The 22710-nt window shown below is 64.6% G+C and carries 19 protein-coding genes; 6 read left to right on the top strand and 13 right to left on the bottom strand.

All coding sequences use genetic code 11. The features are described from left to right. Positions 1-66 precede the first annotated feature (66 nt). Together AC07SZ_RS31475 and AC07SZ_RS31470 are read right to left on the bottom strand one after the other, a co-directional pair. Positions 67-642, bottom strand: coding sequence for a DUF1349 domain-containing protein (locus AC07SZ_RS31475; protein ID WP_056569347.1), 576 nt, complete (start codon positions 640-642; stop codon positions 67-69). 55 nt (positions 643-697) lie between these two features. Then, positions 698-2137, bottom strand: a complete 1440-nt coding sequence (locus AC07SZ_RS31470; protein ID WP_494917401.1) for an aldehyde dehydrogenase family protein — start codon at positions 2135-2137, stop codon at positions 698-700. A 278-nt stretch (positions 2138-2415) separates the two neighbouring features. On the opposite strand from AC07SZ_RS31470, the gene AC07SZ_RS31465 reads away from it, so the two are divergent. The 6 genes from AC07SZ_RS31465 to AC07SZ_RS31440 all read left to right on the top strand — a co-directional run bounded on the left by AC07SZ_RS31465 (position 2416) and on the right by AC07SZ_RS31440 (position 10729). Beyond that, on the top strand, positions 2416-3075 hold the full coding sequence (locus AC07SZ_RS31465) for a TetR/AcrR family transcriptional regulator (protein WP_494917400.1): 660 nt from the start codon (positions 2416-2418) through the stop codon (positions 3073-3075). A gap of 145 nt (positions 3076-3220) precedes the next feature. After that, positions 3221-5632 carry a GcvT family protein gene (locus AC07SZ_RS31460; protein ID WP_494917399.1) on the top strand — a complete coding sequence of 804 codons (2412 nt, stop codon included), beginning with the start codon at positions 3221-3223 and terminating at the stop codon, positions 5630-5632. Positions 5633-5714: 82 nt separating this feature from the next. Continuing rightward, complete coding sequence (locus AC07SZ_RS31455; protein WP_494917398.1) at positions 5715-6968, top strand: sarcosine oxidase subunit beta; 1254 nt, start codon at positions 5715-5717, stop codon at positions 6966-6968. A 77-nt stretch (positions 6969-7045) separates the two neighbouring features. Next, positions 7046-7312: a sarcosine oxidase subunit delta gene (locus tag AC07SZ_RS31450; protein WP_494917397.1), complete on the top strand. Its 267-nt coding sequence runs from the start codon at positions 7046-7048 to the stop codon at positions 7310-7312. Next, the gene (locus tag AC07SZ_RS31445; RefSeq protein WP_494917396.1) at positions 7309-10194 is read left to right on the top strand and encodes a sarcosine oxidase subunit alpha family protein; all 2886 of its coding nucleotides are present in this window, start codon (positions 7309-7311) and stop codon (positions 10192-10194) included. Before AC07SZ_RS31450 ends, AC07SZ_RS31445 begins: the two co-directional genes overlap by 4 nt. After that, entirely contained in the window at positions 10187-10729 is a 543-nt protein-coding gene (locus tag AC07SZ_RS31440; RefSeq protein ID WP_056569336.1) for a hypothetical protein, read from the top strand. Before AC07SZ_RS31445 ends, AC07SZ_RS31440 begins: the two co-directional genes overlap by 8 nt. A gap of 6 nt (positions 10730-10735) precedes the next feature. Here the strand turns inward: AC07SZ_RS31440 and AC07SZ_RS31435 are convergent, their stop codons facing one another. The 11 genes from AC07SZ_RS31435 to ssuD all read right to left on the bottom strand — a co-directional run bounded on the left by AC07SZ_RS31435 (position 10736) and on the right by ssuD (position 22434). Then, positions 10736-11221, bottom strand: a complete 486-nt coding sequence (locus AC07SZ_RS31435) for a hypothetical protein (RefSeq protein WP_056569331.1) — start codon at positions 11219-11221, stop codon at positions 10736-10738. Between the two features lie 118 nt (positions 11222-11339). Then, positions 11340-11900 (bottom strand): FMN reductase, encoded by a 561-nt coding sequence (msuE, locus tag AC07SZ_RS31430; protein ID WP_056569329.1) that lies wholly within the window; start codon positions 11898-11900, stop codon positions 11340-11342. Positions 11901-11969: 69 nt separating this feature from the next. Next, positions 11970-13217 (bottom strand): SfnB family sulfur acquisition oxidoreductase, encoded by a 1248-nt coding sequence (locus AC07SZ_RS31425; RefSeq protein ID WP_494917395.1) that lies wholly within the window; start codon positions 13215-13217, stop codon positions 11970-11972. Positions 13218-13241: 24 nt separating this feature from the next. Then, the gene (locus tag AC07SZ_RS31420) at positions 13242-14048 is read right to left on the bottom strand and encodes an ABC transporter ATP-binding protein (RefSeq protein WP_065005416.1); all 807 of its coding nucleotides are present in this window, start codon (positions 14046-14048) and stop codon (positions 13242-13244) included. Positions 14049-14120: 72 nt separating this feature from the next. Beyond that, positions 14121-15458, bottom strand: coding sequence for an ABC transporter substrate-binding protein (locus AC07SZ_RS31415; RefSeq protein WP_056569319.1), 1338 nt, complete (start codon positions 15456-15458; stop codon positions 14121-14123). 81 nt (positions 15459-15539) lie between these two features. After that, positions 15540-16580, bottom strand: coding sequence for a branched-chain amino acid ABC transporter permease (locus tag AC07SZ_RS31410; RefSeq protein WP_494917393.1), 1041 nt, complete (start codon positions 16578-16580; stop codon positions 15540-15542). Between the two features lie 3 nt (positions 16581-16583). Continuing rightward, positions 16584-17483 (bottom strand): branched-chain amino acid ABC transporter permease, encoded by a 900-nt coding sequence (locus AC07SZ_RS31405; RefSeq protein ID WP_172371114.1) that lies wholly within the window; start codon positions 17481-17483, stop codon positions 16584-16586. Continuing rightward, the gene (locus tag AC07SZ_RS31400) at positions 17480-18415 is read right to left on the bottom strand and encodes an ABC transporter ATP-binding protein (RefSeq protein ID WP_056569310.1); all 936 of its coding nucleotides are present in this window, start codon (positions 18413-18415) and stop codon (positions 17480-17482) included. The genes AC07SZ_RS31405 and AC07SZ_RS31400 overlap by 4 nt, the downstream gene beginning before the upstream one ends. A 122-nt stretch (positions 18416-18537) precedes the next feature. Continuing rightward, positions 18538-19638, bottom strand: a complete 1101-nt coding sequence (gene sfnG, locus AC07SZ_RS31395) for a dimethylsulfone monooxygenase SfnG (RefSeq protein WP_494917390.1) — start codon at positions 19636-19638, stop codon at positions 18538-18540. Positions 19639-19804: 166 nt separating this feature from the next. After that, entirely contained in the window at positions 19805-21265 is a 1461-nt protein-coding gene (locus tag AC07SZ_RS31390; protein ID WP_494917388.1) for an FAD/NAD(P)-binding protein, read from the bottom strand. Next, on the bottom strand, positions 21262-22434 hold the full coding sequence (gene ssuD / locus AC07SZ_RS31385) for an FMNH2-dependent alkanesulfonate monooxygenase (protein ID WP_494917386.1): 1173 nt from the start codon (positions 22432-22434) through the stop codon (positions 21262-21264). The genes AC07SZ_RS31390 and ssuD overlap by 4 nt, the downstream gene beginning before the upstream one ends. Between the last annotated feature and the right edge of the window lie 276 nt (positions 22435-22710).

The raw sequence follows: 22710 nt of genomic DNA, 5'->3' as shown, positions 1-22710 counted from the left end.
GTCCTGCCGCTCCATACCCACAAGCCATGCGAGGGCCCGCGCTTCACCCCTTGGACACACCAGTCCTCAGGCGTGCAATTCCCGCGAAATCGGCGGGCCGACCGAAAATCCGGAGAATGTGACTTCGAAACCCTCGCGCTGTGGCGAGCAGCACATCATGCCGACATCGACCGTCTTCGAGATCGGGAAATAGGCGAGCCGCACCGGCTTCCAGCGACCGTCCGAAGCATCCAGATACTGGACGCGGATCGCCTCGCCATGGCGGGTCAGGCGGATGCTGACGCCATTGGAACCGGCATGAATGGCCACCAGCGACCAGTCCGATGTGTCGTTGGTGACCACGACGGAGAAATAGGCGAGGCCGTCGGTGTATTCGATGCCGGCCTTGATCCAGTGCGTCTCGCTCAGCCGGACCATCAGGCCGGCCTGGTCATACAGCACCTTGTAGTCGCCCTTGACGGTGACTTCGGCGGTGAAATCGCCCTCGACTTGCCGATGCAGGAAGTGGCCATTGTCGCGCCAGAAACCGTAGAAGGTCTCGCGCCAGAAATCGGTCTCCTTGCCGGTGCGCACGCGCACCGCATCGCCGTCGATGGCGTGATGCGGCGGGGGATTGAGCCAGGTCAGGTCCTGCAATGCCATTGCCTCGTGCCGGTTCCGTGGTGAAGGTGCGCCGGCCCGACAGGCCGGCGCATCATCAGCCCGCGAATGTATAGGCGGTCTTCACCGTGGTGTAGAACTCCGTGGCATAACGGCCCTGTTCGCGCGGGCCGTAGCTCGAGCCCTTGCGGCCGCCGAAGGGAACATGGAAATCGACACCCGCCGTCGGCAAGTTGACCATGACCATGCCCGCTTCCGAATTGCGCTTGAAGTGGGTCGCGTGCTTGAGGCTCGACGTGCAGATGCCCGACGTCAGCCCGAAGGGCGTGTCGTTGGCGACGGCAAGCGCCTCGTCGTAGTCCTTGACGCGGATGACGCTGGCGACCGGGCCAAAAATCTCCTCGCGCGAACTGCGCATGGCGTTGGTTGCCTCGGTCAGCAGCGCGGGGCTGAGGTAGAAGCCCGGCGTCTTGCGGTCGAGCCGGTCGCCGCCGAAGGCGAGCGTTGCGCCTTCCCTGACGCCGATGGCGATATAATCCTCGTCCTGCTTCAGCTGCGTGGCGTCGACCACCGGGCCGATCTGGGTCTGCGCATCGAGCGCATCGCCGATCACCAGCTTGCCCATCCGCTCCTTCAGCGCATCGACGAAACGGTCGTGGATACCTTCGGTCACGATCAGCCTGGACGAGGCCGTGCAGCGCTGGCCGGTCGAGAAGAAGGCGCCGTTGAGCGCGCAATCGACGGCGACCGCAAGATCGGCATCGTCAAGCACGACCAGCGGGTTCTTGCCTCCCATCTCGAGCTGGAACTTGCGCATGTGTTCCACGCTTGCGGTGGCGACGCGCTTGCCCGTGCCGACCGAGCCGGTGAAGGTGATGGCATTGACGTCGGGGCTGTCGAGCATGGCCTGGCCGACCACCGAGCCCTTGCCCATGACGAGGTTGAGCACGCCCTTGGGCAGGCCGGCGCGATGCAGGATGTCGACGATCGACCAGGCGCTTTCAGGAACGAGTTCGGCCGGCTTGAAGACGATGGTGTTGCCATGAGCCAGCGCCGGCGCGATCTTCCAGGCCGGAATGGCGATGGGGAAATTCCATGGCGTGATGATGCCGACGACACCGACCGCTTCGCGCGTGATCTCGACGCCGACGCCCGGCCGCACGCTCGGAACCATCTCTCCGGTCAGGCGCAATGTTTCGCCAGCAAAGAAATCGAAGATCTGGGCGGCGCGGATGGTCTCGCCAATGCCTTCGGCCAGCGTCTTGCCTTCCTCGCGCGCCAGGTTGCGGCCGATCTCGTCCTTGCGCGCCATGATCTCGTCGGACGCCTTCTTCAGCACCGCGTGGCGCGCCAGCGGACCGGAGCGTGACCATGCCGGGAACGCCGCCTTGGCCGCGGCGATCGCTTGGCTAGCCTGTTCGACGCCCGCCGAGGCATACTCGCCGACAATGTCGCCGGTATTCGAGGGATTGATGTTGCGCGACCCGGCGTCGCCGACCCATTCGCCATCGATGAGGTTTTTTCGAAACTGAGCCATGTCCTGGTCTTTCCTGCTGGTTGGCCGCACGGCGGCATCTGTCCAGACTGGTATTTGCCAGACAATTGCGTTGCGGGAAAGCACGCACTGGCCGAGCCGCCGCGACAAAAATCCCCGAGCTTATCATCCCGGCTTTGATGGGACGGCAGCGGCCAGCACCCGTGAACCCGCAATCCGGCTAACATCGGCCGGATGTCATCACGGCTCAAACGAATTGCCCTGCACACAAGTGTCCACGACCTTGATTTGCCTGATCCGGCATGTCATGCGTCGTGGTGATGGCAGCAATCGAAACGACGATCCAGCGCGCCGGCGCCACCGGCAACATCAAGGCCACTCGTGAAGACTGGCTGAAGCTGGCGCTTGAAACACTGATATCCGACGGTGTCGAACGCGTCCGCGTGCTGACGCTTGGCCAGCAGCTCGACGTCTCACGCTCCAGTTTCTACTGGTATTTCAAGAGCCGGCAGGATCTGCTCGATCAATTGCTGGGCTACTGGCGGCAGACCAACACGAGGTTCATCGTCGAACGCGCCTCGCGGCCGTCGGCGACCGTCATTCGCGGGGTGATGAGCATTTTCGAATGCTGGGTGGATGAAAAGCTGTTCGACCCCCGGCTGGACTTCGCGATCAGGGCCTGGGCCCGCCGCTCGCCCGCAATCCGGCGCGCGCTCGACGAGGCCGACGAAGAGCGCGTCAATGCCATACGCGACATGTTCAAGCGCCATGGCTACGAGGAAGAAGACGCATTCGTGCGGGCCCGCGTCCTCTATTTCATGCAGATCGGCTATTACTCGCTCGAGCTCAACGAACCGATGAGCACCCGCCTTACCCACGTCGCCTCCTATCTGCGCAGCTTCACGGGCCAGGAGCCTCCGGCGGAAGACGTCGAGGAGTTCGCGCTCTATGTCGAGAAAACGCTTTCCGGCAAACGGTAGGCGCGCAACCATCGGCCGAGCGGCCCTTTAGCCTTCATGACGCCATGCCCCATGCGCAGCCCCCTGGATTATGCGCTACAATGTACTAGACACATATGTACAATGCCAGTAGGGTGCGCCGCCATACCAGGTGGAGTGCAGCAGGATGAAATCCCAGTACAGGGCGATCGTTATCGGCGGTGGCGTGGTTGGAGCCTCGGTGCTCTATCACCTGGCGAAGTTCGGCTGGAGTGATGTCGCGCTGATCGAACGCGAGGTGCTGACAGCCGGGTCGAGCTGGCACGCGGCCGGCGGCTTCCACGCGCTGAACGCCGACCCCAACATCGCCGCGCTGCAGGCCTATACGATCGACCTTCTGTCGGAGGTCGAAAAGGAATCGGGCCAGAACATCGGCATGCACATGACCGGCGGCATCTCGGTTGCCTCGGCGCCGGAGCGCTGGGAATGGCTGAAAGCCTCCTACCGCATCTTCCAGACCATGGGCATAGACGATGTCCATCTGGTCGGCGTCGACGAGATCAAGCAACGCTGCCCGATCCTCAACACCGACGGCATGCTGGGCGGCCTTTATGCGGCACGCGAAGGCCATATCGACCCCTCGGGCGTCGTCCACGCCTATGCCAAGGCGGCGAGGAAGCGCGGCGCCGACATCATCGAGCACAACCGCGTTCTGGAGCTCAATCGTCGCGCCGACGGCAGCTGGGACGTGGTCACGGAGAAAGGCACTCTCATTGCCGAGCACGTCGTCAACGCCGGCGGCCTGTGGGCCAAACAGGTCGGCCGGATGGCCGGCATCGATCTGCCAGTTTCGCCAATGGAGCATCACTATCTCGTCACCGAAGCGCTGCCGGAGATCCAGGCGCTCGACCGGGAATTGCCGCTGATCGTCGACCTCGAGGGCTTCACCTATATGCGCCAGGAGCAGAAGGGGCTGCTGCTCGGCATCTACGAGATCAACCACAAGCACTGGAACATGGACGGCGCACCCTGGGACTACGGCATCGAGCTGATCCAGGAGGACACCGACCGCATCGCCAACGAGCTGGCGCTCGGCTTCAGCCGCTATCCCTGCCTGGAGACGGCAGGCATCAAGCGCTGGGTGAACGGCGCCTTCACCTTCTCGCCGGACGGCAATCCGCTGGTCGGCCCGGTGCGAGGGGTCCCCAACTACTGGGTGGCCTGCGGTGTCATGGCCGGCTTCCTGCAAGGCGGCGGCGTCGGCAAGTCGCTGGCCGAATGGATGATCCATGGCGAGCCGGAGGCCGACGTCTTCGGCATGGACATCGCCCGCTACGGTGATTTCGCCTCCAATCGCGAATACATCAAGCAGACGACCGGGCAATTCTATTCGCGCCGCTTCGTCATGAGTTATCCCAACGAGCAACTGCCCGTGGGGCGGCCGTTGAAGACAGCAGGCGCGCATGACGCCATGGATGCCGCCGGCGCGCGCTGGGGCAATTCCTGGGGCATGGAAGCGCCGCTCTATTTCGCGCCGCAAGGTTTCGTCGAAACACCGACGCTGAAGCGCTCGAATGCCTTCGACATCGTCGCCCGGGAATGCCGCAAGGTACGCGAAGGCGTCGGCCTGCTCGATATCACCGCCTTCTCGCGCTACGAAGTCACCGGACCGCAAGCGCAAGCCTGGCTCGACCGGTTGCTTGCCTGCGCCCTTCCCAAGCCGGGCCGCGCGAAACTCGCGCCTATGCTGGGCGAAAACGGCAAGCTCAAGGGCGACCTCACAGTTTTCAACTGGGGTGACGGCAGCTGGTGGATCATGGGGTCCTACTATCTGCGGCAATGGCACATGCGCTGGTTCGAACAGCATCTCGGCGAGGGCGTCGCCGTACGCGACATTTCGGACGCGGTCGTCGGCTTTTCGCTCGCCGGCCCCAATGCGCGCCGTCTGCTCGAACGGCTGACGCACCAGGATGTCTCGCACCAGGGCTTCGGTTTCCTCACCTGCAAGGCGCTGGATGTCGGCCTGGTTCGAGCCAAGGTCGGGCGGCTCTCGGTCATCGGCGAGCTCGGCTACGAAATCCATTGCCAGGCCAATGAGCATGCGGGGCTACGCCGGGCGCTGCTTGCGGCAGGCAGCGACCTCGGCGTCACCGAATACGGCTTCGGCGCGGTCAATTCGCTGCGGCTCGAAAAGAGTTTCGGCATCTGGTCGCGTGAGTTCACGCAGGATTACACACCGGCCGAGACCGGCATGGACCGCTGGATCGCTTTCGACAAGGGCGACTTCATCGGCCGCGAAGCGGCGCTGAAAGAGCAGCAGGCCGGCGCCAGGCGCACGCTGGTGACGCTCGAGATCGACGCCGCGGATGCGGACGCCAGCGGCTACGAACCGGTCTGGGGCGGAGGCAAGCTTGCCGGCTTCGTCACGTCCGGCGGCCATGGCCATACGGTCGGCAAGAGCCTCGCCATGGCGCTTGTCGATGGCGATGTCACCGATGTCGATACTGAGTTGACAACCCATATCGTCGGCGTCGAAAGAGGTGCGCGCGTCATCGCTTCGTCGCCTTACGATCCACTGGGCAAGGCGATGCGGGCATGACCGATCGAACCGGTGCCGTCCATGCGGAAGACCATGCCATGAACCACGCTCGCTCCCCGAAATCAGGCCTGTCCGGCACGCCATGACCAGACGCTATTCCGCTCTCTCGCTGTTCAAGGAAGGCCTGGCCGGCCAGACCGGCTGGAAGCAGGCCTGGCGCTCACCCGAGCCGAAGCCGTCCTACGATGCGATCGTCATCGGCGGCGGCGGCCATGGGTTGGCTACGGCCTATTACCTGGCCAAGAATCACGGCATCGCCCGGGTGGCCGTGTTGGAAAAAGGCTGGATCGGCGGCGGCAACACCGGCCGCAACACCACGGTGGTACGCTCCAACTACTACTATCCGGAAAGCGTCGAGCTCTACGGGCTGGCGCACCGGCTCTATGAAGGCCTGTCGAAGGACCTGAACTACAACGTCATGCTGTCGCAGCGCGGCATGGTCAATCTCTGCCATTCGACCGCCGAAATGGAGATCGGCGCCCGCACCGTCAACGCCATGCAGATCAACGGCATCGATGCGGAGCTGTTTTCACCGGAGGATGTGCGTCGCGTAGCGCCGATCTACAATTTTTCCCCGGATGCGCGCTTTCCCGTGTTCGGCGGCATCTGGCAGGGCCGCGCCGGCACGGCCCGCCATGACGCCGTCGCTTGGGGCTATGCCCGGGCGGCGAACCGGCTCGGCGTCGATATCATCCAGAATTGCGAGATAACCGATTTCATCGTCGAGGGCGGCCGCTGCCGCGGCGTCCAGACGACACGCGGCGCGATCCGTTCCGAGCGCATCGGCATGGCCGTGGCCGGCCATTCCTCGGTGCTGGCGGCCAAGGCCGGTTTCCGGCTGCCGATCAATTCCTACGCCCTGCAGGCCTGCGTTTCCGAACCTGTGAAGCCGATCCTCGACACGGTGGTGCTGTCGCCCGGCTGCGGCGTCTATGTCAGCCAATCGGACAAGGGCGAGATCGTCATTGGCGGCGGGCTCGACCGCATCCCCTCCTACGCGCAGCGCGGCAATTTGCCGACGCTGGAAGCCGTCATTGCCGGACTGCTGGAGATGTTCCCGATCTTCGGCCAGTTGAAGCTGATGCGGCAATGGGCCGGCATTGTCGACGTCGTGCCGGATTCCTCGCCGATCATCGGTCCTTCGCCACTACCCAATTTGTTCCTCAATTGCGGCTGGGGCACGGGCGGATTCAAAGCCATCCCCGCCGGCGGCACGCTGCTGGCAAACCTGCTGGCCACAGGCAAGCACAACGACGTCAGCCGCCCCTTCGACCTCGACCGTTTCGCCAGCGGGCGGCTGATCGACGAAGCGGCCGGCTCCGGCATCGCGCACTAATGCATGTCGCCCAAAAGTGTGCAGCGGTTTTGGGCAACGACATGCATCACGCATAAAGACAAAGACTAGAGGCAATCATGCAGCTTTTCCCATGTCCGTTCTGCGGCCCGCGCGACGAGACCGAATTCCACTATGGCGGCGATGCCGGCAATGCCAGGCCCGATGGCGCCGACGTGCCGATCGATCGCTGGGCAAATTACCTCTATCTGCGCGGCAACCCGAAGGGCGCGGCACGCGAAATCTGGGTGCACATGAATTGCGGCGAGTTCTTCGTCATGGAACGTGACACGGTCACGCACAAGGTGCTGTCCTCGACCGCCCTTGGCGGGGAGCACGCCGCGTGACCGCCTCGCGTCTTCCCACCGGCGGCAGCGCCATCGACCGGTCGCGCCCGATCCGATTCAGCTTCGACGGCGCAACCGTGGACAGCTTTGCCGGCGACACCATCGCCTCGGCGCTGCTGGCCGGCGATGTCGCGGTCGTCGGCCGCAGCTTCAAATATCACCGGCCGCGCGGCATCTGGGGCGCCGGCGTCGAGGAGCCGAACGCGCTGGTCGACATCGGCGGCCCCCAGGCGAAACCGAACACGCGCGCCACGACCGAGCCGGCACGCAACGGGCTGGTGGCGAAAAGCGTCAACGCGACGCCCAATGCGCTGGCCGACCGTAACGCCTTCCTCGACCGCTTCTCCCGTTTCATTCCGGCGGCGTTTTACTACAAGACCTTCATGTGGCCGGACTGGCACATGTTCGAGCCGCGCATCCGCGCCATGGCCGGACTGGGCAAGGCCGACACCGACTGGACATCGCCGGGCACGGCTGACCAGATCAACCATCATTGCGACGTGCTGGTTGTCGGCGCGGGACCGGCCGGGTTGGCGGCGGCCAGGCTGGCGGCAGGCGCTGGCCTCTCCGTCACGCTGGTCGACGACCAGCAGACGCCGGGAGGATCCCTTGGCCACCGCGCCGGCGAGATCGACGGCAAGCCGGCCTCCGTCTGGGTCGAGGAGACGGTTGCGCAGCTTGGCACGGGCGGTCACCTGATCCTGGCAGCGACCACCGCCTTCGGCATTTACGACCACAATCTGGTCGGGCTGAACCAGCGGCATTTCGATGGCCGGCGCGACACGCTGTGGCGGGTCCGGCCGCGCCAGATCGTGCTGGCGACCGGCGCCATCGAACGACCGCTGCCCTTTGCCAACAATGACCTTCCGGGCATCCTGTCGGCGGACGCGGCACTTGCCTATCTCAGGCGCCATGCGGTGCTGGTTGGACGGCGCATCGTCACCGCCACCAACAATGACAGCGCTTACGAGGTCGCTGGCGCGCTGGCCGACGCCGGCGCAGAGGTAACGCTCGTCGACATCAGGCGTGACGGCATGCCCGACGCCCCGGCCAAGGTACGGCTGGTCAAAGGGAGGGCGCTTGCTTCCGCCAGGGGCAGACTGCGGGTCGAGGGCGTGACACTGGATGACGGCACCAGGCTCGATGCCGATTGCGTGCTGGTCTCGGGCGGCTGGACGCCGACCATTCATCTCTTCGGCCAGGCCAAGGGCAAGCTGGCCTGGAGCGACGCACGCGCCGCCTTCCTGCCAGGCGATCCGGTCGACGGCATTTCGGTGGTCGGCGCCGCGGCTGGCGCGATCTCCTTGTCGGAAGTGTTCGCCGGCTTGGAGAAAGCCGTTGGCTTGCCGGGCCAGGCGAAAGCAGCCGTGCCGCGCAGCACGGGACCGGAAGCAACGGGCGGCGTTGCCGCCGCCTGGCCGGTGCCCGGTTCGAAAGGGCGCATCTGGATCGACTACCAGAACGACGTGACGGTAAAGGACGTTGAACTGGCGGCGCGCGAAAACTTCGTCTCGGTCGAGCACCTGAAACGCTACACCACGCTCGGCATGGCAACCGACCAGGGCAAGACCTCCAACCTGCCCGGCCTGGCCTTGATGGCCGGCATCACCGGCCGCACGGTGCCGGAAGTCGGCACCACCACCTACCGTCCGCCCTTCACGCCGGTGCCGCTGGCAAGCTTTGCCGGCGCGCGCGTCGGCGAGCTGATGGCACCCGTGCGCAGGCTGCCGCTGGAGGCCATGCACCGCGCCGGCGGCGCCGTCTTCCAGGAATATGGCGGCTGGCTGCGGCCGGCCCATTATGGCGGCCGCGGCGCCGACGCGGATCGCGCCATCCAGGACGAGGCGTGGCGCGCGCGCCAGTCGGTCGCGCTGTTCGACGGTTCGACGCTGGGCAAGATCGAGGTGATCGGCCCCAAGGCGGCCGAATTCGTCGATTTCCTCTACTACAACACCATGTCGACGCTGAAGCCGGGCCGCTGCCGCTACGGGTTCATGCTGTCGGAGAACGGCGTAGTCTTCGATGACGGCGTGCTGGTTCGGCTGGACGAGCATCGCTTCGTCGTGTCGTGTTCATCCTCGCATGTCGCTGCCGTGCACGCGCGGCTGGAGGAATGGCGCCAGGACCGATTTGGCCGCGACGCGGTCTATATCCACAACGCCACATCGGACATGGCGACGCTGACCGTTTCGGGGCCGAACGCCCGCAAGCTGCTCCAAGCACTCAACCTCGGCCTCTCGCTCGACGAGGCCGACCTGCCCCACATGGCGATCGGCCATGGCAGCTATGGCGGTGACGAGGTCCGCGTCGCCCGCGTCAGCTTCACCGGCGACAGGAGCTACGAGATTTCGATCCGGGCTGACCGCGCCGAGCCCTTGTGGGCACATCTGCGCCAGGCCGGCCAGGCGTTCGACGCCGTCACCATCGGCCTCGAAGCGCTGATGATCCTGCGTGCCGAAAAAGGTTTCATCGTCATCGGCAAGGATACCGACGGCACCACGCTGCCGCACGATCTCGGCAGCGAAGCGCCCCGCACCAAACGCCGGACCGAATATGTCGGCCGTCGCTCGCTGTTCACCGAGGAGGCCTCGCGCGGCGACCGCCTGCAGCTTGTCGGACTGACAGTGCCGTCTGGCGAAGCGCCGCTACCGACCGGCGCCCACGGCATCAAGCGGAGCGACGGCAGACTGCACAGCCAGGGCTTCGTCACCTCGAGCTACCAGAGCCCGACGCTTGGCCGGCCCATCGCGCTCGGCCTGATCGAGCGCGGCGCGGCCCGCCACGGCGAGACGATCGAAATCCAGCATCTCGGCAAGGTTCGGTCGGCAACGATTGCCGCGCCTTGCGCCTTCGACCCGGCAGGAGAGCGGCTCCATGCGTGATCTCGCGGAAAAATGGTCTGTCGCGCCGGACTGGCAGAGCGCCACGATCGAGGTGCCGGGGCTCAAGATAGGCGCGATTGCCGGATTGCACCAACGTCTGGTCAGCGGCGACCTCGCGGCGTGGGCCGAGGCATCCGGCTTCGATGGAGCGGCCGCCGGTGCGTTCGGCCTGGCCGAGGGCGCACGCTATTCGGTTCGTCTGGCACGCGACCGATTGCTTGCCGTGTCGGCCACCCCTATCGGCATGGCCACGGGGTGGTTCAGCCAAGGGTTCGGAGTGACAGAAATCAGCGCCGGGCTACAGGTGTTCGAGGCAGAAGGCGCGGCGCTTGACGCTTTCATCGCGCGTGGAACGACGCTCGATCCCGGACAACCGAGCGCCAGTGCGGCACTGTCCTTCGCCGGCATCAACGCCATCGTCTATCGCCATGAAAGCAAGCTGCGCATCCATGTCGACCGCGGTCTCGCGGCCTATCTCTGGACGTGGACGGAGCAGGCTGCCGGCCACATCGCGGCGGAAACCAGCCAGCCATGATCACGCTCAGAGCGTGAACGACCAGAACAGGCAGGCCAGCGTCGCGGCGGCGAAGACCACGAAGAACAGGCTGCGCAACAGCACGTTGCGGCGCAGTTCGTTCATGACGAAGTGGCAGCCGACGACCGCCACGGCAAACAGGAACCGCCAGTTCAGCAGTGCCCACAAGGCGCTGCCCTGACCGAAAGCCCATCGGGCGAGAAGGCCGCCTACGATGGTGGCGAACAGCACGATCACCGTCCAGAAGATCGCGTCGGCGGCATGGGTGAGAACGATGCTGGCCGCGCGGATCGGCAGGATCATCATCAACAGCGCGCTGAAGAAATAGACGGCCGCGAGCGGAATGAACGTCCCGGCATCGGCGATGCCGTCGAGGCGCCTGACGCCGATCGCACCATAGGGATAGCCATGCCGCGCCACCGCCAGGCTCAACGCCATCAGCAAGGCGGTCAGCACCGCGACGAGTGCGAAGGTCGTGAGGGCTTTGCTCATGGTGTTCCTGTCCCGGACGAATCAGACAGGAACCTTGTAGCGGGCGGTCGTAAATTGCACGTAAGCGGCGGTGTCGCCCATGCGGATTTCGACCTTCGCGCAACCCTCTTCGCGGCTGCTACTCAGCAGCGATCCTGCCTGCCGAGCGGTTGGCAAGCACAAAGCCGACCTCGTCCACCGCCTGCGCCGCGCGCTTCAGGATGGCATCGGAGCGCAGCACGCCGTCGGTGAAATCCTTGTCGGTGGCGTAGACTGCGGTCGGCAGCGTGAAGGCCTCGAAGAAGCCGAACAGCGGCCGCAACTGATGCTCGACGATCAAGGCATGGCGCTCGCCGCCGCCGGTCGCGGTCAGCAGGATGGGTTTGCCCCGCAGCGCCGCCGGATCGATCAGGTCGAAGAAGTGCTTGAACAGGCCGGTGTAGCTGCCCTTGTAGGTCGGCGAGCCAACCACCAGCACGTCGGCGGCGAGGATCTGGGCCAGGATCGGTTGCGCCTGGCCGTCGAGGTCGCGTGCCCATCTTGCCGTGCCCAGCGATGGGCCGACATCCTCGATGTCGTAGGTGCTGGCCGACAAGCCATGGCGCGCGGCGATGTCCTTGGCCACGAAATCGACGAAGGCGCGCGTCTTTGACGGCCGGGTGATGTTGCCGGAGAAGCCGACGACTGTTCGGTTTGACATGGTGACTGGGCTCTCTTTGGTCTTGATGGTCGAAATCTTGGAGGGCAGCGGCCTGCCCCCCGGTGGGAATCAGCTCCAGGCATGCAGCGGCGGGTTTTCGCCGTTGAGGAAGTATTTGCCGAGGATCGAGTACTTCCAGCGTACCGGATCGTGCAGCGTGTGGGTGCGGGCATTGCGCCAGTGCCGGTCGAGATTGTGCTCGGCCAGCGTCGAACGCGTGCCGGCCAGTTCGAACAGCTTGTTCGTCGCGGCGATGGCGATCTCGGTCGACAGGATTTTCGCCTCGGCGGTGACGATCTGCGCATGCGCCACCGTCTCGGCGGTCGGCTCGGCCACCGCGCGGTCGATTGCCAGGCCGGCTTTTTCGAGCAGCGCCTGCGCGGCGTGCAGGCGCAGCGTCAGGTCGCCGACCGCCTGGATGGTGTAGGGATCGTCCCAGGCATTGTCGACGCCGCTGTCGATCCAGGCGCGGCTTCTGGTCCTGACGAAGTGAACGGTCTCGTCGATCGCGGCTTGCGCGATGCCCGTGTCGACCGCCACCTGAATGATCTGGAAGATGGCGCCGTCAGCCGTCGGTCTGTCATAGCCCTTGTAGCCGGGCACGAGATGCGTCTTCGGCACCTTGACGTTGTCGATGATCACCGTGCCCGACAACGTCGTGCGCTGGCCGAAGCTCGACCAGTCGTCGATGACCGTCAGGCCAGGCGTGCCACGATCGGCTATCGCGTACCAGGCGCGGCCCTCGTCATCGAGCGCCACGATCGGCACCAGATGGGCGAGCAGCGCGCCCGAGGAATAGAATTTACGGCCATTGACGACGACATGGTCGCCGGCATCGGTGAAGCGGGTCTCGAAATCGGCGGCGCGCTTGGAGCCGAATTCGGAAAAGGCGTTGCCGAACCGCGTGCCCTTCAGCGCTTCGGCAAACAGCAGTTTCTGCTGTTCCGCATCCGACACGGTGCGGATAGCCGCAACGACGCCGAGATGGTTCTGCGCGATCTGGCCGATCGAGGAATCGGCCGCCGAGATGATCTCGATCACCTTGGCCAGCGTGACGTAGGACACTTCCGGCCCGCCGAATGCCTTGGGCACATTGATCGACCACAGGCCGCTTTGCGAAAAGGCGTCGAGTTCGGCGACCGGCCAGATGCGCTCACGGTCGCGCTTGGAGGACTCCTTGAGGAATTCGGCGGCGAGCGCATGGGCGACCGCGACCGCCTCGGCGTCATCCCTTATGATGTGTGCCGGCTCCGACGGCCTTGCGACCGGCGGCACGGCGGCGGAGGCGTGGTCTGTCTTGACGGTCGAGACGGTCATTTCACTGCTCCTTCGAATTTCGTTTCAGGCAACGGCATGGAGATGGGCTGGTTTGGCAGCCGGCGACGGCGGTTGGCCGGTGGTCGATTGACCGAGATAGAAGGCGCGCACATCCTCGCGCTGGCGAAGATCGGCAGCAGCGCCGGAAAGAACGGAGACGCCGTTCTCGAGCACCGTGGCGTGGTCGGCGTATTTGAGAGCCACCGCCGAGTTCTGCTCGGCGACCAGGATCGACAGACCGGTCTCGCGGTTGAGTTTTCTCAGCGTCTGAAAGATGTCCTGGACGATGAGCGGCGCGAGCCCCATTGACGGCTCATCGAGAACCAGCAGACGCGGCCGCGACATCAGCGCCCGGCCGATGGCCGTCATCTGCTGCTCGCCGCCGGAGGTCAGGCCGGACAAAGTCCGGCGCTTTTCCCGGAGACGGGGAAAACAGCCATAGATGCGTTCGAGGTCCGCGTTGATCTCGGCCCGGCGGCCGCTGCGGCCGATGCCGCCGGCGACCAGGTTTTCCTCGACGGTGAGGCTCTTGAAGCAGTGGCGGCCCTCGAGCACCGGGACCAGGCCGGCGCGCACGAGCTCGCCCGGCTTGCGGCGCGAGACATCCGAGCCTTCATAGCGGATGGTGCCGGCATTGACCTGGCCGCGCTCGGCGGGCAGCAGGTTGGAGACAGCCTTCAGCGTCGTGGTCTTGCCGGCACCATTGGCACCGAGCAGCGCCAGGATCTCACCGCGCCGGATCTCAAAACTGACACCGTGCAGCGCCGTGATGGCGTGGTTGTAGGTGGCATGGATCGTGTCCACCGCAAGGATGACGTCATTGTCCGGCATGAGCTCTTCTTTCGCGGTTCGAGGAACCGTAAAGGGCCGGGCGCCCTGTCCGTGGGGCCCGGCATTGGCTGATCAGTTGGTGGTCACGGCGTTGGCATCATCGGCGGTGCGCAGCTTGATGCCCTTCTCCTTGGCATAGGCCTCGGCGGACTTTTCGATGATCGGCCGCAGCAGCGCCCAGTCCGGAGCGATCCAGTCGGAGACGACGTTCCACTTCTTGCCGTCCCACTGCTGGAAGGTCACGTAGCCCTCGCCTTCGTGATTGTCCCAGCTGACGTTGATCGAGTGGAACAGGTCCTTCGCGCCGAGCGCCTCGACCTTGGCCGGATCGAGCTTGAGGTGTTCAAAGCCCCAACGGACTTCGTCTCCGGTCAGCGTGCGATGACCAAACTTCTCCTGCGCGACGCGGATCGCCTCGACATTGAGGATGCCGTTGACGATGCCGAGATTGTGGTAGACCGAGCCGATGCGCGACTTGTCTTCCAGATTGCCCTTGCCGGCGCCGTAGACGGTCTTCACGATCTCCTGCACCACCGGATAGGTGTTGCCGGAAGCCTGGGTGGTGATGGCGGTGTAGCCCTTGGCGGCGTCACCGGCGGGGATGACATCCTCTTCCGAATTCGACCAGACATTGCCGACGATGTGGTCGACGGGATAGCCGACCTTGACCGCCGTCTTCAGCGCCACCGGGTTCATCACGCCCCAGCCGCGCAGGACGACGAAGTCCGGCTTGGCGCGGCGGATGGTCAGCCACTGCGACTGCTGCTCGTTGCCGGGATGCGGCACCTCGATCTGCTGCACGGTGAAGCCGTATTTCTGCGCCAACAATTCATAGATCGGGATGGTTTCCTTGCCGTAGGGCGAGCCGTGATAGAGCACGACGATCTTCTTGCCCTTGAGCTTGTCGATGCCGCCTTCCTTGGAGGCGATGTAGTTCACGATTCCCGAAGTCTCGCTGTAGGGGTTGAGCAGCAGCGGGAAGACATAAGGGAAGACGCGTCCATCGGTGGAGTCCGTGCGGCCATGGTTGACCGTGATCAGCGGCACCTTGTCTGCGGTGATGCGGTCGATCATCGCATAGGCGATGCCTACCGAAAGCGGGTTCCAGGCGGCGGCACCGGCATGGCTCTTCTGCCGCTCGTAGCATTCGACGCCGCGCTCGACCTCGTACTGCGTCTCGCATTCATCCCAGGTCAGCTTGACGCCGTTGACGCCGCCATCGCGGATGTTGATGAGGTTGAGATAGTCGATGAAGCCACCGAAGAAGCCGGTGCCGCCGGCCGCATAGGGTCCGACGCGGTAGCTCTGCAACGGGAAATATTGTTCATCGGCGTGGGCGGCGGGCAAGGCCACCGACACGATCATCGCCGCGGACAGCGCCGCCGCCTTGATTGTGCTGAGAAAGGTCATTGTCAGGGTACTCCCGGTGTGGGCCGTGTCGGGTTCGGCCTTTGGCTCATTTTCAAATGCAATTCACTTCAGACGCGCGGCTCAGGTCGACTGCCAGGCGAACAGGAGCCGTCTTCGGACCCTGTCCCACAGGGCCACCAGCCCATCGGGTTCAAGGATCAGAAACAGGATGATGAGCGCGCCAAGCACGATGCGCTGGCTCATGTCGAGCACGCCCGAGTCAAAGACATCGCCAAGCAGGAAGCCGCCGAGGCGCGATAAGCCAAGCGGGAAGACGACGATGAGCGCGGCGCCGAAAAAAGCGCCACGGATCGAAGCCAGGCCCCCGATGATGATGATGAACAGGATCTGGAACGAGCGGTCGAGATCGAAGCCATCCGGCTCAACGGTCCTGAGATAGGCGAAGGCCCAGATGACGCCGGCGACGCCGATGATGAAGGAGGAGATGGCGAAGGCCAGAAGCTTGGTCTTCAACACCGGTATGCCGATGATGCGGGCGGCGGTCTCATTGTCGCGGACGGCGATGAAGTTGCGCCCGGTCTGCGACGAGACCAGCCGATAGGCGAGGAAGGTGAGAACGCTGACGATGGTGAGCGCGAAGAGATAGCGGCCGACGGCGCCGTCGAAAGCGAAGCCTGAAATCGACAGCTTCGGCGCGTCGATGACGCCGGACGCCGAGTCGTTGGAGAACCAACTGAACTTGGTCAGCGCCCATTGCACGAAGAACTGCGCGGCGAGCGTCGAGACGGCGAGGTAAAAACCCTTCAGCCGCAGGCTGGGCAGGCCGAAGACGATGCCGATCGCGGCGGCGACAATGCCGGCCAGAAAGATGCTGCCGATCAGCGGCAGGCCCTCGACACGCAGGTTGAAATTGTAGGCGGCGAAGGCGCCGGCCGCCATGAAGGCAGCACTTCCAAGCGAAACCTGGCCGGCATAGCCGGTAAGGATGTTCAGGCCCACGCCGGCGAGGCTGAGCGCCAGGAACGGCAGCAGGATGGCCTCGAAAAGATAGCTCGAGCCGATCAGCGGCACGACGCCATAGGCGAAGGCGAGCAGCAGCACGGGCACGATCCATTTCGGCAGGACCGGCGCCTCGGAGAAATCGCTTGTGATCGCGGCCATGGCTCAGACCCTTTCCACGAGCTTCTGGCCGAACAGGCCGGAGGGACGGATCAGGAGGAAGACGAGGGCCACGACATAGGCGAACCAGCTCTCGATGCCGCCGCCGAAATAATCGCCGATATAGACCTCGGCGAGCTTCTCGCTGGCGCCGATCAACAGCCCGCCGACAATGGCGCCGAGAATGGAATCGAAGCCGCCGAGCACCAGCACCGGCAGCGCCTTCAGCACCACCAGCGACAGCGAGAACTGCACGCCTAGGCGGGCGCCCCAGAGCAGTCCGGCGACAAGGGCGACAAGGCCGGCCGCGGCCCAGACGGTGCCCCAGATCAACGGCAGCCGCAGACCGACGGCGAGCGCGGCGAACTGATCGTCGGCGACGGCGCGGAACGAGAGCCCGATGCGGGTGTAGCGGAAGAACAGCGACAAGAGCAGAACCATGCCGGCAGCCACCACCGCCGCGAAAATGTCGAACTGGCTGATCAGCACGCCGCCGACTTCCAGCGGCACGTCCTCGATGCCGAGGTCGAGACCATGGACCTGCGTGCCCCAGATCAGTTGGGCGGCGCCCTCGATGATGTAGGACAGGCCGAGCGTCGCCATGAACAGCGTGATCGGCGGCTTGTTGGTCAGAGGCCGCAGCACCGTACGCTCGATGACGACACCCATCGCCACCATGATGGCGAAGGTGACCACCAGCGCCAGCGCGAACGGAATGCCGCGCTCGACGAGGCTGACGAAGGTGAGGGCGGCGAACAGCAGCATCGCGCCTTGCGCGAAGTTGAGCACGCCCGATGTCTTGTAGATCAGCACGAAGCCGATCGCGACCAGCGAGTACATGACGCCGGAGAGCAGGCCGCCGACGAGCACTTCGATGAAGAACTGGTAGTCAAAGTCGGCGATCATATGCCTGCCCCGTCCTCGTTGTCGGAGGCGACGCCGAGATAGGCGTCGATGACGCGCTGGTCGTTCCTGACTTCATCGGGCGTGGCGTCGGCGATCTTGCGGCCGTAGTCGAGAACGGCAATGCGATCGGACAGACCCATGACGACACCGACATCATGCTCGATCAGGATGACCGTCGTTGCGAAGCGATCCCGCGCGGCACGCACGAAACCTGCCATCTCGCTCTTCTCGCCGGCGGTCATGCCGGCCATCGGTTCGTCCAGCAAAAGCAGGCGCGGTTGCGCGACCAATGCGCGGGCCAGTTCGACACGCTTCTGCAGCCCGTAGGGCAACGTGCCGGCAAGACGATCGCGGACAGCCGTGAGATCGAGGAATTCGAGGATCTGGCCGGCGCGGCTCAAGGAGTCGCGCTGCTCGCCGCGCGAGCGGCCAATGCCCAGCACCTGGCCGGCAAAATTGGAGCGCACCCTGTAGGCAAGGCCGGACGCCACATTGTCGAGAACGCTGAGGCCCTTGAACAGGGCAAGGTTCTGAAAGGTCCTGGCGACGCCGAGAGGCGCCAGCCGCTGCGTCGGCACCTGGGCATAACTGATGCCATCGAGCTGGACGTGGCCGCGGTCGGACCGATAGACTCCGCTGATCACGTTGATCAGCGAGCTCTTGCCGGCGCCGTTCGGGCCGATGATGGCGCGAATTTCGCCCGGGCGAACCGACAGGTCGATATCGGCCAGCGCGACGACACCGCCAAAGGACAGGCTGATGCCGTGAAGCGAGAGCAGCGGAGCGGCGGCGACCGTGGCAGCCCCTCTGGGTTCGGTGTTGCCTTCAGATTGCTGCGCGGGGCTGAATGCCGCCGGCAAGCCGCGCGCAAAGACCTCCGGCGCATAGACCGAGGCCTCCATCATTCCAAGGGCATATCCAGCCAACAGCATTCCAATCGTCCTCGATTGCTCAGCAGGCGCAAAGCCTCGTTGACGCTCGATGGATCGAGCGTGCCTGGAAACCTTGATCGATGTGCAGGTCGGACCGCCCGGCCTGCCTTTTTTGAAAAGGGCTATTCCGCTGCCAGCGACGCTGCCTGTTCAGCATCCTCCAGCTCGCGAACGAGCGGGATGACGTGCTTGCCGAAATACTCGACCTCTTCCTGGAAGTGCAGGAAGCCGAGCAGGATGAGATCGGCGCCGGCACGCTTGAGATCGACAATGCGCTCGGCGACCTGCCTTGGCGTGCCGATCAGGTTCGAGCGGAACCCGTCATTGTACTGCACCAGATCCTCGAAGGAGGACTTTGCCCAATTGCCCTCGCCTTCCGGCGATGCCTTGCCGGCATTCTTGACCTCGTGGCCAAAAGCGTTGACCGCTTCCGGGTTGGCCTTGCCGATGATCTCGGCGAGCACCGCCTTGGCTTCATCCTCGGTCTCGCGGACGATGGCAAAGGCGTTGACGCCGACCTTGACGGAATGATTGTTGGCCTTGGCCTTCGACTTGAGGTCGTCGACCTGCTTGGCGATCTCGGCCGGCGTGTTGCCGTTGGTGAAGTACCAGTCCGAAACGCGCGCGGCCATGTCGCGCGCTGCACGCGATGAGCCGCCCTGGAAGATTTCGGGCACCTGCGGCGGTTTCGGCTTCAGCGAATATTCGTTGAAGCGATAGAAATCGCCACGGAAGGTGAAGCTGTCTTCGGTCCATATTCCACGCAGCGCACGAATGAATTCCTCCGAACGGCGGTAGCGCTCGTCGTGGTCGAGCCAATGCTCGCCGATGGCGTGGAATTCGCCACGGAACCAGCCGGAGACGAGGTTGATGGCGACACGGCCATTGGTCAGGTAGCTGATGGTGGCGAGTTGCTTTGCCGCCAGTGCCGGATTCCAGGGGCCAGGCAGGATCGCCGCGATGACCTTGAGCGTCGTCGTGGCGGCCAGCAGATCATGGCTGAACGCCACGGATTCATGCTGTTCGTCAGCGCCGTAGCCGGCGGTGAAACGGATCTGGCTGAGCGCATAGTCGAAGCCGGCTTTTTCGGCGATCTGTGCCAGCTTGCGGTTGTACTCGGCCGAATGGTTGGTGCGCTGCTCGATGTTGGAAATCACCAGGCCGCCCGAAACATTCGGCACCCAGTAGGCGAACTTGACCGCGTCATTTCCTGTCTGTGCCATGAACTGTCTCCCATTCAGGCCGTGTCGTTGATCGGTCCGGTCGATGCCGGATTTCGCCAACATTTATTATGTCTACTGATTATATATACAAAGTAGTATTTTCCGTTTTTGGCGCCCTCTAGGGTCGGAAATACCAATTTTGCCCGGCCAAGCCGGCTTGTGCCTGTCAGCGCCCGACCGGACTGTGCGCGGTATTGGCACCGACTGCCTCGGCTGGCAGGGATGCTTCGAGCAATTTTGCGATTTCGCCGGCGACTGCCTGGGCATGGCGGGCGACCTCGGGGAGGCCCATGAGTTCGCCAAAGGTCCCTCGCGCCAATGGGCCGGCGACGAAGAGACTGGCGGCCGCCTTGCCATCCCGGCCGACGGCACGACTGTCGAGATTCGTCTCGATGCCCAGTCCGTATCGGTCGGTCCTGACCAGCCCGGCCCCGGCCAGGGAGCGCAGTGCCGGATTGAGCTGCAGCGACTGTCCATGAGCCGGTCCTGTCGTGTTGATGACGGCATCGAAGCGGGCAGTCTCGATCCGTGTCTGCCCGCGCCGTTGAAAGCTGACCGCGAGGCTGTCGCCCTCATCGTTCGACGCGACAAGTCTGGCGGCGATGGTGTCGAACGTGCCGGCGCTCTGGCGGCGGTCGAGCACGGAAGCGACTTGTGGCGCGATCCTGAAGCGATGCACGTCCCAGAACACGCGCAGCTGACGCACCAGCCTTGCCCGCTCCGGCGGAGCAAGGGCCGCCCACAGCACCGGCCCCTGCAGGCGCAACTGGTCGAAGACAGATTGCCAGTTGACGTTGGCCTCGCGCGCCACTGCCAGCGTCGCGCGAATGTTCCTCAGCAGGCCAAGCGCCGATGTGGCCGGCGCCGACGCAAAGTCACCAAAGGGCTCCCCCCTGACATCGGGATGGCCACGCGAGCGCAGCCCGCGGCGCGACAGCGCCAGGATGCGGCCGCGATGGCCACGGCGATCAAGCTCGGCCACCATGTCGGCCGACGTTAGCCCGGAGCCGACGATCAGCACCGAGGCTTGTGGTCCGATCGCGGCAAGAGCTGACGCGGCATAAGGGTTGGCGATAAAACCCGGCGCTTCCGTCAAGGACTCCAGCGCATTGGGAACCCCAGGTTGAGGATGCGTCGCCGCCAGGATCATGATGTCGGCTGAGACAGGCCCGGCGGAAGTCTGCACGTTCCAACCCGGGCCATCACCGTCGCGGATCACGCCGGTGGCGTTTCCTTCCACGTGCCGAACCGCACCTGAAGCAAGATAAGGGGCCAGTTGCTCGGCGACATAGCGGCCGAAGACCCGCCGGCGCGGATAGATGTCGCCGTTTTGCCAGACGGCGTCCGTGTCGCTCTCAATTTCCCCACTGCCGGCCAACCAGTGCGCAAAGTGATGCGGGTCGTCGGGCGCCATGCTCATTCTGACAGCCGGGACATTGACCCGGTGCGACGGCTCCTCGCTGGAATAGGCAAGGCCGCCGCCGATCGCCGGCCGAGGCTCGATCACCGAAATCGACAGGCGCTCCGGCCGATGCGCCCGCGCCAGATGCCAGGCTACGGCAGCACCGGAAAAGCCGCCGCCGATGATGGCGACGCGCGATCGGCGGGCCGGAGGCAGCGCGTTCACGAGGCGCTGGCGAGCGACTTCGGCCGATGGTCGCCGGCGATGGTTTCGCCAAACGGTCCGGTGTTGACCGAGGTGCCGGCAGCTTTGATGGGATGATCGGTCGGCAGTTTCGGCAGCACCAGTTCGCCGAAACGATAGGCTTCCTCCAGATGCGGGTAGCCGGACAGGATGAAGGTATCGATGCCGAGGCGTCGGTATTCGTCGATCCGCTCCGCGACCGTGTCGGGATCGCCGACAAGGGCGGTGCCTGCGCCGCCGCGCACCAGGCCGACGCCGGCCCACAGGTTGGGCGCGATTTCGAGCTTGTCGCGGCTGCCGCCATGCAGCGCGCTCATGCGCGCCTGGCCGACGGAGTCCATGCGGGCAAAGACTTTCTGAGCCGAGGCTATCGTCGCATCGTCGAGCCGGCTGATCAGGCTCTCCGCCGCGGCCCAGGCCTGTTCGGTGGTTTCACGCGCGATGACATGCAGGCGAATGCCGAAGGAGAGTTTGCGACCGGCCTTCTCGGCCAGTTCGCGCACGGCGTCCAGCTTGCGCTCGACATCGGCAGGCGGTTCGCCCCAGGTCAGGTACTTGTCGATCTCCTGCGCCGCCACCGCCGATCCGACATCCGACGAGCCGCCGAAGTAGAGCGGCGGATAGGGCGTCTGCACCGGCGGGAACAGCAGCCTGCCGTCCTCGATGCGGAAATGCTTGCCCTGATGCTCGACCGTCTCGCCGCTCAGCACGCGCTTGTAGATCTGGAGGAATTCCTGCGTCACTTCATAGCGCTCGGCATGCGAGAGGAAGATGCCGTCGCCCTTGTTTTCCAGCGGATCACCGCCGGTGACGACATTGATCAGCAGCCGGCCATTGGAGATGCGGTCGAGCGTGGCGGTCATGCGCGCGGCGAGTGTCGGCGATTGCAGGCCGGGCCGGACGGCGACGAGGAAACGCAGCCGCTCGGTCAACGGCGCCAGCGCCGAGGCGATCACCCAGGAATCCTCGCAAGCACGGCCGGTCGGCAGCAGCACGCCGTAATAGCCCAACGTGTCGGCCGCCTTCGCCACCTGCGTCAGATAGGGTAGGTCGACGGCCCTGCCGCCTTCCGTCGTGCCGAGATAGCGGCTGTCGCCATGCGTCGGCAGGAACCAGAGAACCTTGATGCGATCAGGAATGTCCTTGGTCATGGCTGGCCTCCGGCAATGCGGCGGCGGCCTGTGCCTGACGAGGTTGAAAGCGGGCGCGGAAGGGCGGGCATGGCGGAGTCCTGTCCTGGAAAACCAGATCGCCCGCGCACTTTGCTTATTATATAAATTCTGTAGAGTTAGTTTATTCCAAATCCGCCGCCAAAACTGGAAATTCTCTCCTTCAGGCCAACAGCGTTTTCCCGACGCGAGCGAGATGCAAGTCCATCAAAATCAAGCGAAGGCCGGCCCGGCGCCGTGCCGAGCCGGCCTTGACCG

The organism is Mesorhizobium sp. GW821-FHT07A06 (genome assembly GCF_059419085.1).
This window is presented reverse-complemented; position numbering and strand designations above follow the sequence as displayed.